This window comes from Kitasatospora sp. NPDC058243 (assembly GCF_042882025.1).
Lineage (GTDB): Bacteria > Actinomycetota > Actinomycetes > Streptomycetales > Streptomycetaceae > Kitasatospora.
Genome location: NZ_JBHVWW010000008.1, coordinates 121,755 through 135,495 on the forward strand (window position 1 = coordinate 121,755; position 13,741 = coordinate 135,495).

The window sequence follows — 13,741 nt, forward strand, 5'->3', positions numbered from 1 at the left end:
GCGGGGGACGGCCGGTCCCGTGGACGGCCGTCAGTGCTCCAGGACCATCGCGGCGAAGGTCGCCCCGAGCCCCACGCTGGTCATCAGGTAGCGGTCGCCGGGGCGCAGCCGCCCCAGCTCGGTGGCCTTCTGCAGGTTGATGAAGGGGTCGGCGCAGAAGCAGTGCCCGGTCTCGCCGACCAGGTCGAGGAAGACCTTGTCGAGCGGCAGCCCGAGCGTCTTGCAGACGCCGATCCACGACAGCCGGTTGACGTTGTGCGGCAGCACGAGCGCCAGCTCGTCGAGGCCGCAGCCGGCCTCCTCCAGGGCGGCGCCGATCACCTCGCACAGGCCGGGCCCGTACAGGTCCTGGAACTCCTTGGCGGCGGCGTCGCCCATGATGAACTCGTCGCCGAACTGGGTGTGGGTGCGCGTTGCGTACCCGAGCATCCGGTCGGAGCCGGTGCGGTCCGCGCTCACCAGGAAGGCGACGGTGCCCTCGCCCATGACGGTGACGTCCGGGATGGACTGCGTCTGGGTGGTGCACGCCTTCTCCCCGGCCAGGACCAGGGCGAGCGCGTTCGGGTCCGGGTCGGCGGCCAGCAGGGTGCCCGCCAGGTCCAGCGCGAGCAGCCCGGAGGCGCAGGCGTGGTGCGAGACGACGAAGCCGGCGGCGTGCTCCAGGCCGAGCTCGACCTGGAGCGGTCGGAGCGAGGTCATCGGGTACGGCAGCGGCGACGGCATCGTGCGGGCCTGGAGGACGTACTTGACGCGCTGTTCCTGCCCGCGCAGTTCCACCAGCTTGGTCGCGGCGCGCAGCAGCAGCTCGGTCTCGGTGGCCGCGGGGTCGCGGCACACCTCGGAGAGCCCGTAGAAGCGCTGGTAGCGCCGGAGCTGCACATCCGTCAGCTGGAGTTCCTGTTGGAAGCGCGCGATCGGGATGGTGTCGGGAAGACAGCTGGAGACTGCCGTGATCGACGTCATGCCAACTACAGTCGCCTGGAGCGCTGACGCTTAGCTGACGCTGCGCTGACCACCGCCGCGCGGTGGCGGTCAGCGGGCGGCCTCGCGGACCGCGCCCAGGGCGAGCGCGCCGAGGGCCAGTGCGGCGGCGACGGCGGCCACCGCGGTCGGGGCCGGGGCACGCTCCCCGGAGACGCCGAGGAAGTCCAGCCCGGAGACATGGCTGATCATCCCGTACCAGAGCATCGGGTAGAGCGACTGGAACAGCCGCGGCCCGCCCGTGACGGCCCCGCAGAGCAGTGCCAGGGCGGGTATCAGCAGCGCCCCGGCCAGGGCGCCTGCGGCGGCCCGGGGCTGCCCGGCGGCGAGCAGCCGGGCCGCGGGCACGGCTACCACGGCGAGGGCGGGGACGACCCCGGCGAGCAGGGCGGCCAGCCCCCGGCGCAGGGGCGAGGGGCAGGCGCCGAGCAGTTCGCCGGTGCTGCCGCCTCCCGCCCGGTGGCCCATCCGGGACCACAGCAGCACCGGCCAGAGCATCGCGAACGGCAGCACCGGGTGGCTCGGGCCGTCCGGGGCGACCCATGCCGCGAGTGCGGCGAGGGCTACCGCCCCGGCCCACCACAGCCGTTGGCCCTGCACCAGGATCCGCAGTTCGCCCGCGAGGGCGGCGAGCACCGCGCCGCCCCGGCGTGCCGGGGCCGGGGTCGGCCGGGCCGGGTCGAGGGCGAAGGCGGCCGCGCCGGGAGCGACCCCGGCTCCGGGCGCGGGGCCGTCGGTCCGGACGGCTCCGGACGCCCCGGCGGCCGGGCGCGGCCCCTCCCCGTCGAAGCGCCGGAACCAGAGTGCCCCGAGCAGCGCCAGCCCCACCGCGACGGCGGTCAGCAGCAGCGCCCCGGCGGCCTGCGAGCCCGCCTCGCCGGGGCCGAGGCCGGGCCAGTCGAAGGTGCCCAGCACCCGGTTGTCCGCGGTGAGCCCGACCCCGAACTCGACCCCGTCCGCCGACCGCCCGCCGGCCGCGATCGCCTCCCGGATCGACGCGGTGATCCGGCGCATGCCCAGCAGGTCGGGCCCGCCGCCCGCCTGCGCGCCGAGCACGGCGACCAGCCAGACCGCGAACCACACCAGTGCCCCGAGCCCGCCGCGCAGCCCGGGCAGGGTGTCGAAGAGCACCGCGCACCCGGCGACCGCGGCCAGCAGCGGCAGCGTGATCAGCACGTACGGCAGCAGCAGCCGCAGCACGTCCACGTGCCCGGAGTCGCCCTTGACCAGCTGCACGCCGAGGGCCGTCCCGGCCAGGGCCAGCAGCATCGAGCCGAACAGCAGCAGGTTGCTGCCGAACTTGCCCGCCAGGTAGCCGATCCGGGTCAGCGGGGTGGCGGCGAGCAACCTGCCCACGCCGCTCCGCTCGTCCCGCCCGATCGACCCCCGGGCGATGCCGAAGCCGGCCAGTGACAGCCAGACCGCGCCGCCGAGCGCAGTCACCGTCCCCACGTAGCCGCTGGTGTAGCGGCCGTGCAGGTCGGTGACCTGGAACACCGTCCAGCGGGAGTCGCCGACCGGCGCGGCCAGCAGTCCGAGCGCGAGCGTGCCGAGCAGCACCGCCAGGTACCCGGGCCGTCGGCGGCGCTCCCGGAAGTCGGCGAGCGGGAGCGCCCAGAGGCCGGCCGTCACGCCGCCACCCGCTCGGGCCCGGCCTGGGCGGCGGTGAGCAGCAGGTACGCGTCGTCCAGCCGGGGCGGGACGGGCTCGGCCTCCGGCGCGGGAGGGTGCGGGGACAGCACCCGGACCCGGACGCCCTGCGGGGTGCGGGTGGTGGCGCCCAGCAGGAACCGCGAGCGCAGCGCCGGGAGCCGGTCGGCGGCCACGGTCAGCTCCCAGACCGAGCCCGCCGCGCCCCGCAGCAGGTCCTCCGGGGTGCCGTGGTGCAGCAGCCGGCCGTGCCCCATCACGGCGATCCGGTCGGCGGTGGCGGCCACGTCGGAGACGATGTGGGTGGACAGCACGACGATCCGTTCGGCGCCGAGCCCGGTCAGCAGGCCGCCGAAGCGCAGCCGCTCCTCCGGGTCGAGCCCGACGGTCGGCTCGTCGACGATCAGCAGTGCCGGGTCGTTCAGCAGCGCCTGCGCGATGCCGACGCGCTGGCGCATCCCGCCGGACATCGCCCCCAGCCGCTGCCCGGCCGCGCCGGACAGGTTGACCAGGTCGAGCAGTTCGTCGATCCGGGCCTTCGCACGGCGCCGCCGCAGGCCCTTGGCGGCGGCCAGGTAGGCGAGGAACTCGCGGGCGGTGAGCTGCGGGTAGCCGTCGAAGTCCTGCGGCAGGTAGCCGACCGTGCGGCGCAGCGGGCCGGGCCGGCGGGCGGTGTCCGCGCCGTCCCAGAGCACCTGCCCGGAGGTGGGCCGGGTGACCGTGGCCAGGATGCGCATCAGGCTGGACTTCCCGGCGCCGTTGGCACCGAGCAGGCCGAGCACGCCGGGCCGCAGCGTCAGCGAGAACGAGTCCACCGCGCGCTTGCCGCCGCGGTACTCCTTGGTCAGGTCGAGGATCCGGAGTTCCGTCATGTCCGCCATGCTTCCGGCGCGGGCGGCCGGGCACATCTGCCGTTCGGCAGAGATGGCAGACGGAAACGACCGGAGGGGTGGGCCTTTCGGCACACCCCTCCGGATCGGATCAGGTCCTACTCGTCGTCGGCCCCGCCGAGGTCGCCGAGGTCGGTGCCGTCCGGGGTGCCGCTGATCGCGTACCCCTGGCGGCGCGCCTCGTAGCAGGCCACCGTCGCGGCCGCCGACACGTTCAGCGAGCCGACCCGGCCCAGCTGCGGCACGAACACCACCTGGTCGCAGAGCGCCAGCGCGTCGGGGGTGATCCCGCGGTCCTCGTGCCCCAGCACGAAGGCCACCGCCGGGGTCAGTTCGGCGGCGAACATCGGCACCGCCTCGTCCGCCAGCTCCAGGCCGACCACCTTGAAGCCGTCCGCCTTCGCCGCCGCGACCGCCTCCGCGATCGTCGGGAAGTGCTCCACCTTCAGGTACTTGTCGGTGCCCATCGCGGCCTTCTGCGCGCCCGAGGAGCGCACCGACGGGGTCTCCCCGGCCAGGTACAGCTTCTCGGCGCCCATCGCGGCCCCGGTCCGGACCACCGAGCCGACGTTGAACGGCGACTGCAGGTTCTCCAGGATCATCGCGAGCCGGAACTCGTTGCTGCGCCGCCACGAGCGGTGCAGTCGCTTCAGTTCGGTCCCGCGCAACTGCTTCACGACGACGTTCCCCGTCCACTCTCCGTACCCTCGCCCGGCTCCGGGCGGGGTCGTGCTTCCAGAATCCGGAACCCGTTGACCGACGCGACCCGGGTGGTCGGGTAGCCCTGCTCGTTCAGCCACTTCTGCAGCGAGTCCGAGCCCAGGTGCTTCTGCACCACCAGGAACGCCGAGCCGTCCGGGGTCAGCCGGCCGAGCCAGTGCGTGAGCAGCCGGCGCAGCTCGGCCTTGCCGATCCGGATCGGCGGGTTGGAGTAGATGGTGGCGAACCGCACGTCCTGCGGGACGTCCTCGGGCAGCGCGGCCTGGACGTTGCCCAGCCGCAGTGCCTCGGCGTTCAGCCGCACCAGTTCCAGCGCGCGCTCGTTCACGTCCACCGCCCAGACCGGCAGCCGCCTGCGCCGGCTCGCCCAGGTCAGCGCGATCGGGCCGTAGCCGCAGCCGACGTCCAGGATCGGGCCGCGCACCCGCGGTTGCGGGGCGTGCTCCAGCAGGATCCGGGTGCCCGGGTCGAGCCGGCCGCGCGAGAACACTCCGGTGTCGGTGGTCAGTTCGAGGGTGAGGTCCGGCAGGGAGACCGTGATCGGCCGGCGCTCGCTGGCGACCTCGGGTGCACCGGTGAAGTAGTGCGAGCCGGACATGATTTCCCCGTCGTTCGTAAGGGCCTCGGGGCCACCGGGTGGGTGTGGGTAAGCCCTTGGTACGGCACCGATCGTACCCCCGGTGGCCTGCGGCGCGTTCCGTGCCGGCCGGCGGCCCGGGTGCCGCGGGGCCGCCCCGGCGCGATCGCGCCCGGCCGCCCGGCGACGGATACTGCCAGTACCGCCCCCGCGCCCGTGGGAGCCTCCGGACAGCGCCTCCGAACAGTGAGGACGGACGCCATGCCGCAGAATCACGAGGACTACCTGATCGACGAGGCCGTCGAGACCGTCGAATCCGACGACGAGGCACCCGAGGGCGACGAGTACGACGAGGTGGCCGAACGCCGGGCCGTCGGAGCCGACCCGGCCACCGATGTCGCCGACGCCGCCGAGCAGAGCCGCGTCGTCCAGCTCGACGAGGACGAGTACCGCGAGTAGCCGCCGCCGGGCCCGGTCCGGGGCGCCGTCCGGTGCGCTACAGCGCCCGGCGGCGCTGCAGCCAGGTCATCGCCGCCCAGCCCGGCAGCACCGGCAGGATCAGCGTCAGCAGGCGGTACATCGCCACCGCCGCCAGCGCGCCGCCCTTCTCCATCGACGCGGTCTGCTGCAGCAGCGCGATCAGCGCCCCGTCCACCGCGCCGGCCCCGCCCGGGGTCGGCGCCACGTTGCCCGCCGCGTTGCCCACCAGGAACACCACCGCCACCGAGGCGAAGGACGGCTCCCGGCCGATCGCCCGGGTGCAGCAGTACAGGCAGCCGATCAGGCAGATCGACACCAGCAGTTGCCCGGTCAGCCCCACCGCCAGGCGGGCCGGGCTGCGCAGCAGGTCCAGCAGCCGCGGCAGCACCTCGGTGGTCAGCGGCCGCAGCCGGGCCGCCAGCCAGCGCCGGGCCGGCGGCACCGCCGAGACCACCGCCAGCAGCGCCGCCGCCCCCGCCAGCCCGCCCACCACGGCGGGCAGCGCGTCCAGCTCCGAACCGCCCGGTTGCAGGTCCAGCAGGTAGACGAAGGCGCCCAGCTGGAGCAGGTGCAGCACCAGGCCGATCAACTGCCCCACCCCGACGCTGGACAGCGCCTGCGCGGTCGGGATCCCGGCCCGCTGCAACAGCCGGGTGTTCAGCGCGATCCCGCCGACGCCCCCGGGCGACACCAGCTTCACGAACGCCCCGGCCAGCTGCGCCAGCACCGCGTTGCGGAAGTCCAGCCGCTCCGGCACGAACCCGACGAACCCCATCGCCGCCGTCACGTGGCTCAGCGCCGCCGCCAGCAGCGCCAGCGCCAGCCACGCCGGATCGGCGTCGGCCACCGCCGAGATCGGGTTGTCCTCGGCCGCGAACAGTTGCGGGATCAGCAGCCACCCGGCCACCACCCCGCCCACCACCGCCAGCAGGGTCCGCGGCCGCAGCCGCTCCAACCGCACCGGCCGCACCTCCGCCTGCGGCCTGGTCCGCAGCACCTCCGCCCGGATCTCCTCCAGCAGCCCGCCCCCGCCGCCGGCGGCCTCGTCGGGCCCGGGGCCTGCCGGGCCGCCCGAGCGCGCGGCGGCGGTCGGGTGGGCGGCGGTCGGGCGGGCGGTGCGCTTGAGGGCGTGGCGGGTGGTGCGGGCGAGGGCGATGGGCTGGAGGAGGGGGAGGGCGGCCTCGACGGTGTCGGCGCCGAGGACGGTGACGGCGGTGTGGACGGAGCGGGCGGCGCCGGCCCGCAGGGCGAGGGTGGTGAGCAGCTGGGCGATGTCGCAGCGCAGCACGAGTTCGCTGGCCGCGATGTCGCCGTCGGCGAAGTCGACCAGGTGCACCGCGCCGGTCGCGTCCACCAGCAGGGAGGACGGGACGAGCGCCCGGTGGGCGATCTCCCGGCGCTGGAGGCGGGCGAGCTGTCGCCAGGCGTCGGCCAGCAGGTCGTCGGTGACCTCCTCGTCGGGGAGCCGGTCGAGGGCGCGTCCGGGGAGGTGTTCGTAGGCGATGAGGGCGGTGTCCTGGCCGAGGCCGGCGGTGGCGGCGATGCGGCGGGTGCGGACGCCGGCGGCGAGGGCCGCGTAGGTGACGAGCGCCTCGTGTTCGAGGCCGGCGCGGGGGGAGCGCAGGGCCCGGGGGTGGGGGGCGGTGCGCAGTCGCAGGCGGCGCCAGGCGCGTTGGACGGCGGCGGCGGTGACGGCTTGCCGGTCGAGGAGCTGGACGTCGAGGTCGGGCCGGTCGTCGGCTTGCCGGACCAGGTAGCGGTCGGGCCCGGCGGGGTGGGCCTCGGCCGGGCGCAGGCCGCTCTCGCGCAGGGCCCGGAGGATCTCGCCGGGCCTGGGCAGCGGGTCGGGGGTGCCGACGGCGTAGAGGGTGCCGTGGGCGCCGGTCCAGCCGATGAGCAGGCCGAGCAGCAGGGCGGTGGGGGTGGCGTACCCGCCGGCGAGTCCGGCGAGGCCGGAGAGGGCGAGGACGGCCCAGGGGGCCCGGTGTTCGCGGTTGCCGGAGGCGGTCATGAAGGCGAGGACGGGCGCGAGGTAGCCGTAGACGGGCTCGGTGTGGCCGAGGGCGCCGCCCGGCAGGGCCTGGGTGAGGGCGGCGAGCAGGGAGGCGGGGGCGACGCCGTCGGCCCACAGGTCGAGGAGCAGGGTGGCGCCGTAGGCGAGGACGGCGGCGAGCAGGCCGTCGGAGACCTGCTGGAGGGCGCGTCGCCGGTCGGGGCCGAGGAGGCGGCGGGCGGCGAGGACGACGGGAACCAGCAGCACGGCGGCGGTGGTGAGGCCGCCGGCGAGGCCGGCGAGCGGCCGGGGCACCAGTTCGGCGGCTTCGGCGACGTCGGCGGCGATGCCGCCGGTGGTGGCCCGGGCGTAGTCGGCGAGCAGCAGGGTGAGCGCGATGGCGATGAGCCCGGTGAGCAGCCGGATCAGGGCGACGGGCTGCCGGATCCGGCCGGGTTCGGACACCGCCCGGGCCGGGCCCCGGCCGGCTCCGGCGCTCGCCGGTATGCCGGTGTCCGCCGGTGCGGGCGTGCCGGCGGTGTCGCCACCGCCGGTGTCGCCGTTCGTTCTCCCCGTCACGATCGCCACGGGTGGCATGCTCCCATGCCTCCCCTGATGGTGGAGCCGGAGCCCGGAAGCCGACCCGGATCGGGGGAGTTCGGGGACCGGCCCTACGCCTGCCGGGTCGGCACGACGACCGTGTGGCTCAGGTTGACGTGCCGGGGGCGGCTGACGGTGTAGGCGATCAGGTCGGCGAGGTCGTCCGCGGTGAGTGCGGGGATGGCCGCGAACATGCCGCCGAGCTGTTCGCGCAGGGCGGGGTTGTCGATGTGGCCGCCGAGTTCGGTGTCGGTCAGGCCGGGCTCGATGGAGCTGACCCGGACGTCGCGGGGGCTGAGTTCGGAGCGCAGGGCGGCGGACAGCTGGGTGAGCGCGGCCTTGGTGGCGCCGTACACGGCGTAGTTGGGGAAGACGACGCGCGAGGCGATGGAGGAGACGTTGACCAGGTCGGCGGCCCGGCCGTCGGCGGCGGCCGCGGTGAGGTCGTCGGCGAAGGCGCGGATGATCCGCAGAGCGCCGGTGAGGTTGGTGTCGACCATGCGGGTCCACTCGTCGGTCCGGCCGTCGGCGAGGGGGTTGGGCAGCATCACGCCGGCGCTGTTGACCACCAGGTCGACCCGGCCGTAGGCGTCGTGGACGGCCTTGGCGGCGGCGTCGACGGAGGCCTGGTCGGTGATGTCGGCGGTGACGGCGAGGGCCTGGCCGCCGGCGGCGGTGAGCTCGGCCGCGAGGGTGTCGAGCCGGTCGGTGCGGCGGGCGAGCAGGGCGACCCGGGCGCCGTGGGCGGCGAGCAGGCGGGCGGTGGCCGCGCCCATGCCGCTGGCGGCTCCGGTGACGACGGCGGTGCGGGCGGCGAGGGCGGGGTAGCTCATCGGTGGCTCCTGGGCCTGGGAGGGTGGTGGGGCTGACGACGACAACTGTGCGCGGGCGGCGGAGGTTCGCCCAGGGCCGTGTGCGTCCCGGGTGCGGCCTTCCTGGGATGCGCTTTCCCGGGATCCGCGGTCCTGGGTGCGGCAGGACCACCCTGGCGCCGGGAAGGCCGACCGGGCGCGCGGCGTGTCTTGAGGCCGGGGCCGGCCGGGCCGTCACTACCCTGCGGGCATGAGTGCCTGCGAAGACCTCGCCGCGGCCCCCCAGGGCATCGAGCCCCTCCCCCCGGTCGACGGCTGCGCCGACTGCCTGGCCCAGGGGCGCCGGGACTGGGTGCACCTGCGGATCTGCCTGGACTGCGGCCACATCGGCTGCTGCGACTTCTCGCCGCAGCGGCACGCCACCGCGCACTTCCACAACACCTCGCATCCGGTGATCCGCTCGTACGAGCGGGGCGAGGACTGGCGCTGGTGCTTCGTCCACGAGGTCATGGGCTGAGGCCCGGGCCGGCCCGGCTCGGGGAAGCCGAGGCCCGTTCCCGGTGGCATCTCCCGGTGGCATCCGGGCGCAACCCCGATAAAATCCGGACATAACGCCCGTGCGGCCCCCGGCCCCTCCGGTCGACATCCGTCCGGCCGGTGACCGCCGAAGGGAGGCCGACGATGACCAAGCGAACACCGGGCAGCACCGCCCAGCTCCGCCGGGGCACCCAGGAACTGCTGGAGCGCCGCGGCATGGCGACCGCGCCCACCCGGCTGGTGCCGATGCTGCGCGCCGACGCCATGTCCTCCGCCACCGCCGGGTACGCCGTGCCCGACGCCTTCCGGCACGGTGGCCGCGACCGGGCGGCCTCGGCGGGGCACGCCGCCCCGTCGATGCACGCCGAGCTGAAGGGCCACCGGCACCGCGGCGCGGAGAAGCACTCCGCCCACTGAGCGGATCCGGGTCCGGGGGGGGGGGGGGCAGGTCGGTGTCCAGCCCCACCAAAGCCCTCCGGAGGAGTACGAGGGGGTCTTTACATGTAGGAGGGGACGAAAAGACGCAAGAAAGAAAAAACACCCCCTCGCAGTGGGCGGTCTTGGGTCGGGTCCCTCCTCTCTCTTCCCCCCCCCCCCCCCCCGACGCGTGCTCGGAGGGTGTCCGGGGTGGTTCGCGGTCGGTGTGGGGGCGCGCCGGGCGGTTGTCAGTGGGCTGGAGTACCTTCGTGCCGTTCACCAGCACGGGGCGGGACGACGGGGGCGCACCATGGCCGACCTGATCACGGAGGAGCCGGTCGAGCTCCAGTTGGAGCGGTACCGGACGGAGCTGACGGGCTACTGCTACCGGATGCTCGGCTCGGTCTTCGAGGCCGAGGACGCGGTGCAGGAGACGATGGTCCGCGCCTGGCGGGGCCACCGCGGCTTCGAGGGCCGCGCCGCGCTGCGCTCCTGGCTGTACCGGATCGCCACCAACGTGTGCCTGGACGCGCTGAACGGCCGCAACAACCGGGCCCGCCCGATGGACCTGGCCGGCCCGGTGACGGTGGCCACCGCGAGCGACACCCGGCTGCCCGAGGTGACGTGGATCGGCCCCGCGCCGGACGGCCGGGTGCTGCCCGAGACGGGCGACCCGGCCGAGGTGGCGGCCCGGCGCGAGTCGGTGAAGCTGGCCTTCGTCGCCGTGCTGCAGCGCCTCGCGCCCCGGCAGCGGGCCGTGCTGATCCTGCGCGAGGTGCTCGGCTGGAAGGCCGCCGAGGTGGCCGAACTGCTCGGCGTCACGGTGGCCTCGGTGAACAGCGCGCTGCAGCGGGCGCGCGCGGTGCTCGCCGGGGACGGCGCGGCCGCCCGTCCGGCCCCCGCCCTGGACGACGACCACCGCGCGCTGCTCGACCGCTACGTCCGCGCCTTCGAGGCGTACGACATGGACGGCCTCGCCGCGCTGCTGCACGAGGACGTCACGCTCAACATGCCGCCGTACGCGATGTGGCTGCGGGGGCAGGGCGAGATCCGGGCCTGGATGCTCGGCCCGGGCCACGGCTGCCGCGGCTCCCGGCTGGTCCCGGTGACGGCCAACGGCGCTCCGGCCTTCGCCCAGTACCGGCCGAGCCCGGCGGGCGGGCACGAGCCGTGGGCGCTGATCGTGCTGGAGGTGTCAGCGGGCCGGATCACCGGGTTCACCAACTTCCTGGACACCGACGTGCTCTTCCCGCTGTTCGGCCTCCCGCCCCGGCTGGCCGCCGAGTAGCCCCCGGAGGTCGAGGGGGTCCACGCCCCCCGGCAGCAGGGCCGCGAGCCCGCTGAACGCGAGCAGTTCCCGCAGCGGGCCGCTCGCGTTCAGCAGCACCACGCCCACCCCGTGCCGAGCGGCGGCGAGCCGCAGCCGGGCGAGGGCGTCGACGACGGCCAGGTCGGGCGCGGTCAGCGCGCCCAGGTCGCAGGTCAGGTCGCAGGTCAGGGCGGGGGCGGTCGGGGGCTTCGGCGTGGTGTCCATGCTGCTTGGACCGGCCCGGCGGTCCGGGCTCATCGGCTCCGGCGGAACTTCTCGCAACCTCCCGGAGCTCCGCCCTGGCCGAGGAGAGCGTGGGCCTGTGCTCCGCCCAGCGTTGAACCGACGGCCCAGCGCTGAACCGACGGCCCCGGGCGGGTCGGTGGCAGAGTGGGCGGTGCAGAACCACCGTGCCCCAGGAGGATCGCAGTGACGGCTGAGCCCTTGAAGTCCCGTGAGGAATGGTTGGCGTCCCTGCCCAGGATCTACGCGGCGGCGGGCTGCCTGCTGCGGGACGAGTCCGGCCGGATCCTGATCGTGAAGGCCGGGTACCGCGAGTACTGGCAGTTCCCGGGCGGCACGATCGACCTCGGCGAGGGCCCGGTGGAGTGCGCCTCGCGGGAGTTGCTGGAGGAGACCGGCATCGTCAAGGCGACCGGGGATCTACTGGCCATCTCCTGGACCCACCCCTCGTCCGAACTCGACCACCCGGCGCAGCACTTGATGTTCGACTTCGGCACCGTCCCGGACGGCACCCCCGTGACCGTCCCGGCCGGTGAACTGGACCGGCACCAATGGGCCACCGTCGAGGAGGCGCTGGAACTCCTCGGCCCGGCCCGCTCGGTCCGGTTGCGGGCGGCGCTGGAGGCGGCCGCCGACGGCCGGGTGCGGATCGTCAGCACGCCCATCTCCGGCTTCTGAGTCCCACCCCGGCCCAACCGACCGGCCCCGGGCGGGAGTTCCTCCCGGGGCCGGGCCCGTCTCACGCCTGCTCGGCGTTCCGGGCGGCGATGATGGCCTTGATGGCCTCGGAGGTGAAGGTCTCCGCCTCGGACTTCTCGACGCCGAGGCCGGCGAGCACGCCCGAGCCGTTCTCCAGCTCCAGCAGGGCGAGCAGGATGTGCTCGGTGCCGACGTAGTTGTGCCCGAGCTTCAGCGCCTCGCGGAAGGTCAGTTCCAGCACCTTCTTGCCCTGCGCGTCGTACGGGATCAGCGCGGGCACCTGCTCGGTGGCGGCCGGCAGGGCGGCGGCGGCCGCCTCCCGGACGGCCTCCGGGGTGACGCCCTGGGCGGCGAGCGCCTTGAGCCCGATGCCCTCCGGTTCGGCGAGCAGGCCGAGCAGGAGGTGTTCGGCGGTGATCTCGGCGTTGCCGGCCGCCCTGGCCTCCTCCTGCGAGGCCATCACGACGCTCCGGGCCCGGTCGGTGAACCGGGCGAAGCCCTGGCTGGGGTCGAGGTCGGTGGGGGTGCCCGGGTCCTTGGGGACGAACCGCTTCTGGGCGGCCTGCTTGCTGACGCCCATGCTGCGGCCGATGTCGGTCCAGGACGCGCCGGAGCGGCGGGCCTGGTCGACGAAGTGGCCGATCAGGTGGTCGGCGAGGTCGTCGAGGTGGTCGGCGGCGATGACCGCGTCGGACAACTGGTCGAGCGCGTCGGGGTGGACCTTCTTGATCGCGGCGATCAGGTCGTCGAGGCGCAGCGGAGTGGTGTTGGGAACGACGGGATTCTCCATGCGTCAACCGTAGGTTGTCGATCCCAGGTCGTCAACCATCGGTTGACGCTACGCGTGAGTAGTCTTCGGTGACCCTGCGGAACGGAGGCGTCCGATGGGCGGGCCGCGGATCCCGGCCCTGCCCGAGGCCGAGCCGCCTCGCGAACTCAACTTCCAGCTGGCCGAGTTGCGGGAGCCGGCCAGGCCCGGTGGCCGCTACGCGGCGGGCAGCAGCCGGGCCCGGACGGCGGCGACCTCGGCAGGGGTGGCCCCGGCGGCGAGCAGGTAGCCCGCCGGGTCGAGGCCCTCCAGTGCGCCCGCCAGGGCGGCTTCGGCGGTGGTGCCGGCCTCGGCGAGCACCGCGTCGATCCGGTGGTACTGGTCCGGCAGGCCCAGCATCCCGTACAGCGGGCGGACGTTGGGGCCGCTGAGCTGGTAGTCCTCGACGATCGCGGCCCGTTCGACGCCGGCCAGGGCGAGCAGCAGCAGGGCCGCCAGGCCGGTGCGGTCGCGGCCGGCGCCGCAGTGCACGACCAGGCCGCCGGGGCGGGCGCCGGCGATGGCGGCGATCAGCGCGGCGGCGGCGTGCGGGCAGTGGTCCAGGTAGGGGCGGAGCGCGAGCGGGGTGCCGTCCAGTCGGCCGTAGGCCTCCCACCAGGCGGGGCCGGCGAGTTCGTCCAGCGGGACGCGGACCAGCTCGACGCCCTCGGGGAGCGGGAGGAGCGGCTTGTACTCCTCGGCGTTGCGCAGGTCGACCACGGTGCGGACACCGTGGTCGAGGAGGGCGTCCCAGCCCTCGGCGGTGAGGCGGTCCAGGTTGTCCGCCCGGACTATCGCCCCGCGGGCGGTCGGCCGGCCGGAGACGGTGGGCAGTCCGCCCAGGTCGCGGACGTTCAGGCAGCCGTCCCACACGAGGGTGCGGTCCTCGGTGGTGGTCAGCGCGTGCGTCCGGCTCATGGGGCCCCGTTTCCTCGACCGGGGGTCCCGTTACCCCCTCGTTATGAAGGACTCCCGGGAGATCCGGATGGTTCCGTGCTGTTCGGATCGCCGACACCCGGCGTTGG

15 protein-coding genes are annotated in these 13,741 nt (G+C 75.0%); 5 read left to right on the top strand and 10 right to left on the bottom strand.

Features of this window, described 5'->3' with window-relative positions; genetic code table 11:
- Window positions 1–30 precede the first annotated feature (30 nt).
- The 5 genes from ACFVX9_RS08550 to ACFVX9_RS08570 all read right to left on the bottom strand — a co-directional run bounded on the left by ACFVX9_RS08550 (window position 31) and on the right by ACFVX9_RS08570 (window position 4,839).
- Complete coding sequence (locus ACFVX9_RS08550) at window positions 31–963, bottom strand: 3-oxoacyl-[acyl-carrier-protein] synthase III C-terminal domain-containing protein (protein ID WP_063348739.1); 933 nt, start codon at window positions 961–963, stop codon at window positions 31–33.
- A 69-nt stretch (window positions 964–1,032) separates the two neighbouring features.
- A complete protein-coding gene (locus ACFVX9_RS08555; RefSeq protein WP_380378848.1) occupies window positions 1,033–2,613 on the bottom strand; it encodes an ABC transporter permease in 1,581 nt (526 codons plus the stop codon).
- A complete protein-coding gene (locus ACFVX9_RS08560) occupies window positions 2,610–3,512 on the bottom strand; it encodes an ABC transporter ATP-binding protein (RefSeq protein ID WP_380487418.1) in 903 nt (300 codons plus the stop codon). The genes ACFVX9_RS08555 and ACFVX9_RS08560 overlap by 4 nt, the downstream gene beginning before the upstream one ends.
- 107 nt (window positions 3,513–3,619) lie before the next feature.
- Window positions 3,620–4,198, bottom strand: a complete 579-nt coding sequence (locus ACFVX9_RS08565; protein ID WP_350878299.1) for a TrmH family RNA methyltransferase — start codon at window positions 4,196–4,198, stop codon at window positions 3,620–3,622.
- A complete protein-coding gene (locus tag ACFVX9_RS08570; RefSeq protein WP_380335744.1) occupies window positions 4,195–4,839 on the bottom strand; it encodes a class I SAM-dependent methyltransferase in 645 nt (214 codons plus the stop codon). Before ACFVX9_RS08570 ends, ACFVX9_RS08565 begins: the two co-directional genes overlap by 4 nt.
- Before the next feature lie 240 nt (window positions 4,840–5,079).
- On the opposite strand from ACFVX9_RS08570, the gene ACFVX9_RS08575 reads away from it, so the two are divergent.
- A complete protein-coding gene (locus tag ACFVX9_RS08575) occupies window positions 5,080–5,277 on the top strand; it encodes a hypothetical protein (protein WP_063348742.1) in 198 nt (65 codons plus the stop codon).
- Window positions 5,278–5,314: 37 nt separating this feature from the next.
- Here the strand turns inward: ACFVX9_RS08575 and ACFVX9_RS08580 are convergent, their stop codons facing one another.
- Together ACFVX9_RS08580 and ACFVX9_RS08585 are read right to left on the bottom strand one after the other, a co-directional pair.
- On the bottom strand, window positions 5,315–7,879 hold the full coding sequence (locus tag ACFVX9_RS08580; protein ID WP_387981040.1) for a lysylphosphatidylglycerol synthase domain-containing protein: 2,565 nt from the start codon (window positions 7,877–7,879) through the stop codon (window positions 5,315–5,317).
- Between the two features lie 83 nt (window positions 7,880–7,962).
- On the bottom strand, window positions 7,963–8,724 hold the full coding sequence (locus tag ACFVX9_RS08585) for an SDR family oxidoreductase (protein WP_387981042.1): 762 nt from the start codon (window positions 8,722–8,724) through the stop codon (window positions 7,963–7,965).
- Between the two features lie 229 nt (window positions 8,725–8,953).
- On the opposite strand from ACFVX9_RS08585, the gene ACFVX9_RS08590 reads away from it, so the two are divergent.
- From ACFVX9_RS08590 to ACFVX9_RS08600, 3 genes are all read left to right on the top strand, one after another.
- On the top strand, window positions 8,954–9,220 hold the full coding sequence (locus tag ACFVX9_RS08590; protein WP_063348745.1) for a UBP-type zinc finger domain-containing protein: 267 nt from the start codon (window positions 8,954–8,956) through the stop codon (window positions 9,218–9,220).
- Between the two features lie 164 nt (window positions 9,221–9,384).
- Window positions 9,385–9,657: a hypothetical protein gene (locus ACFVX9_RS08595; protein WP_063348746.1), complete on the top strand. Its 273-nt coding sequence runs from the start codon at window positions 9,385–9,387 to the stop codon at window positions 9,655–9,657.
- A gap of 310 nt (window positions 9,658–9,967) precedes the next feature.
- Window positions 9,968–10,945, top strand: coding sequence for a sigma-70 family RNA polymerase sigma factor (locus ACFVX9_RS08600; protein ID WP_380378856.1), 978 nt, complete (start codon window positions 9,968–9,970; stop codon window positions 10,943–10,945).
- On the opposite strand, the gene ACFVX9_RS08605 is transcribed toward ACFVX9_RS08600, so the two are convergent.
- Window positions 10,853–11,191, bottom strand: a complete 339-nt coding sequence (locus ACFVX9_RS08605) for an STAS domain-containing protein (RefSeq protein WP_380487409.1) — start codon at window positions 11,189–11,191, stop codon at window positions 10,853–10,855. The genes ACFVX9_RS08600 and ACFVX9_RS08605 overlap by 93 nt on opposite strands.
- Window positions 11,192–11,395: 204 nt before the next feature.
- On the opposite strand from ACFVX9_RS08605, the gene ACFVX9_RS08610 reads away from it, so the two are divergent.
- Window positions 11,396–11,887: an NUDIX hydrolase gene (locus ACFVX9_RS08610; protein ID WP_063348748.1), complete on the top strand. Its 492-nt coding sequence runs from the start codon at window positions 11,396–11,398 to the stop codon at window positions 11,885–11,887.
- A gap of 61 nt (window positions 11,888–11,948) precedes the next feature.
- On the opposite strand, the gene ACFVX9_RS08615 is transcribed toward ACFVX9_RS08610, so the two are convergent.
- Both ACFVX9_RS08615 and ACFVX9_RS08620 read right to left on the bottom strand, forming a co-directional pair.
- A complete protein-coding gene (locus ACFVX9_RS08615; protein WP_380378858.1) occupies window positions 11,949–12,698 on the bottom strand; it encodes a Clp protease N-terminal domain-containing protein in 750 nt (249 codons plus the stop codon).
- A 195-nt stretch (window positions 12,699–12,893) separates the two neighbouring features.
- A complete protein-coding gene (locus tag ACFVX9_RS08620) occupies window positions 12,894–13,634 on the bottom strand; it encodes a tyrosine-protein phosphatase (RefSeq protein ID WP_380378860.1) in 741 nt (246 codons plus the stop codon).
- Between the last annotated feature and the right edge of the window lie 107 nt (window positions 13,635–13,741).

Bases quoted from the DNA above. Each gene is read 5' to 3' on its own strand.
- ACFVX9_RS08550 (WP_063348739.1), bottom strand. From the start codon at position 963: ATGACGTCGATCACGGCAGTCTCCAGCTGTCTTCCCGACACCATCCCG.
- ACFVX9_RS08560 (WP_380487418.1), bottom strand. From the start codon at position 3,512: ATGGCGGACATGACGGAACTCCGGATCCTCGACCTGACCAAGGAGTAC.
- ACFVX9_RS08570 (WP_380335744.1), bottom strand. From the start codon at position 4,839: ATGTCCGGCTCGCACTACTTCACCGGTGCACCCGAGGTCGCCAGCGAG.
- ACFVX9_RS08575 (WP_063348742.1), top strand. From the start codon at position 5,080: ATGCCGCAGAATCACGAGGACTACCTGATCGACGAGGCCGTCGAGACC.
- ACFVX9_RS08585 (WP_387981042.1), bottom strand. From the start codon at position 8,724: ATGAGCTACCCCGCCCTCGCCGCCCGCACCGCCGTCGTCACCGGAGCC.
- ACFVX9_RS08590 (WP_063348745.1), top strand. From the start codon at position 8,954: ATGAGTGCCTGCGAAGACCTCGCCGCGGCCCCCCAGGGCATCGAGCCC.
- ACFVX9_RS08595 (WP_063348746.1), top strand. From the start codon at position 9,385: ATGACCAAGCGAACACCGGGCAGCACCGCCCAGCTCCGCCGGGGCACC.
- ACFVX9_RS08600 (WP_380378856.1), top strand. From the start codon at position 9,968: ATGGCCGACCTGATCACGGAGGAGCCGGTCGAGCTCCAGTTGGAGCGG.
- ACFVX9_RS08605 (WP_380487409.1), bottom strand. From the start codon at position 11,191: ATGGACACCACGCCGAAGCCCCCGACCGCCCCCGCCCTGACCTGCGAC.
- ACFVX9_RS08615 (WP_380378858.1), bottom strand. From the start codon at position 12,698: ATGGAGAATCCCGTCGTTCCCAACACCACTCCGCTGCGCCTCGACGAC.
- ACFVX9_RS08620 (WP_380378860.1), bottom strand. From the start codon at position 13,634: ATGAGCCGGACGCACGCGCTGACCACCACCGAGGACCGCACCCTCGTG.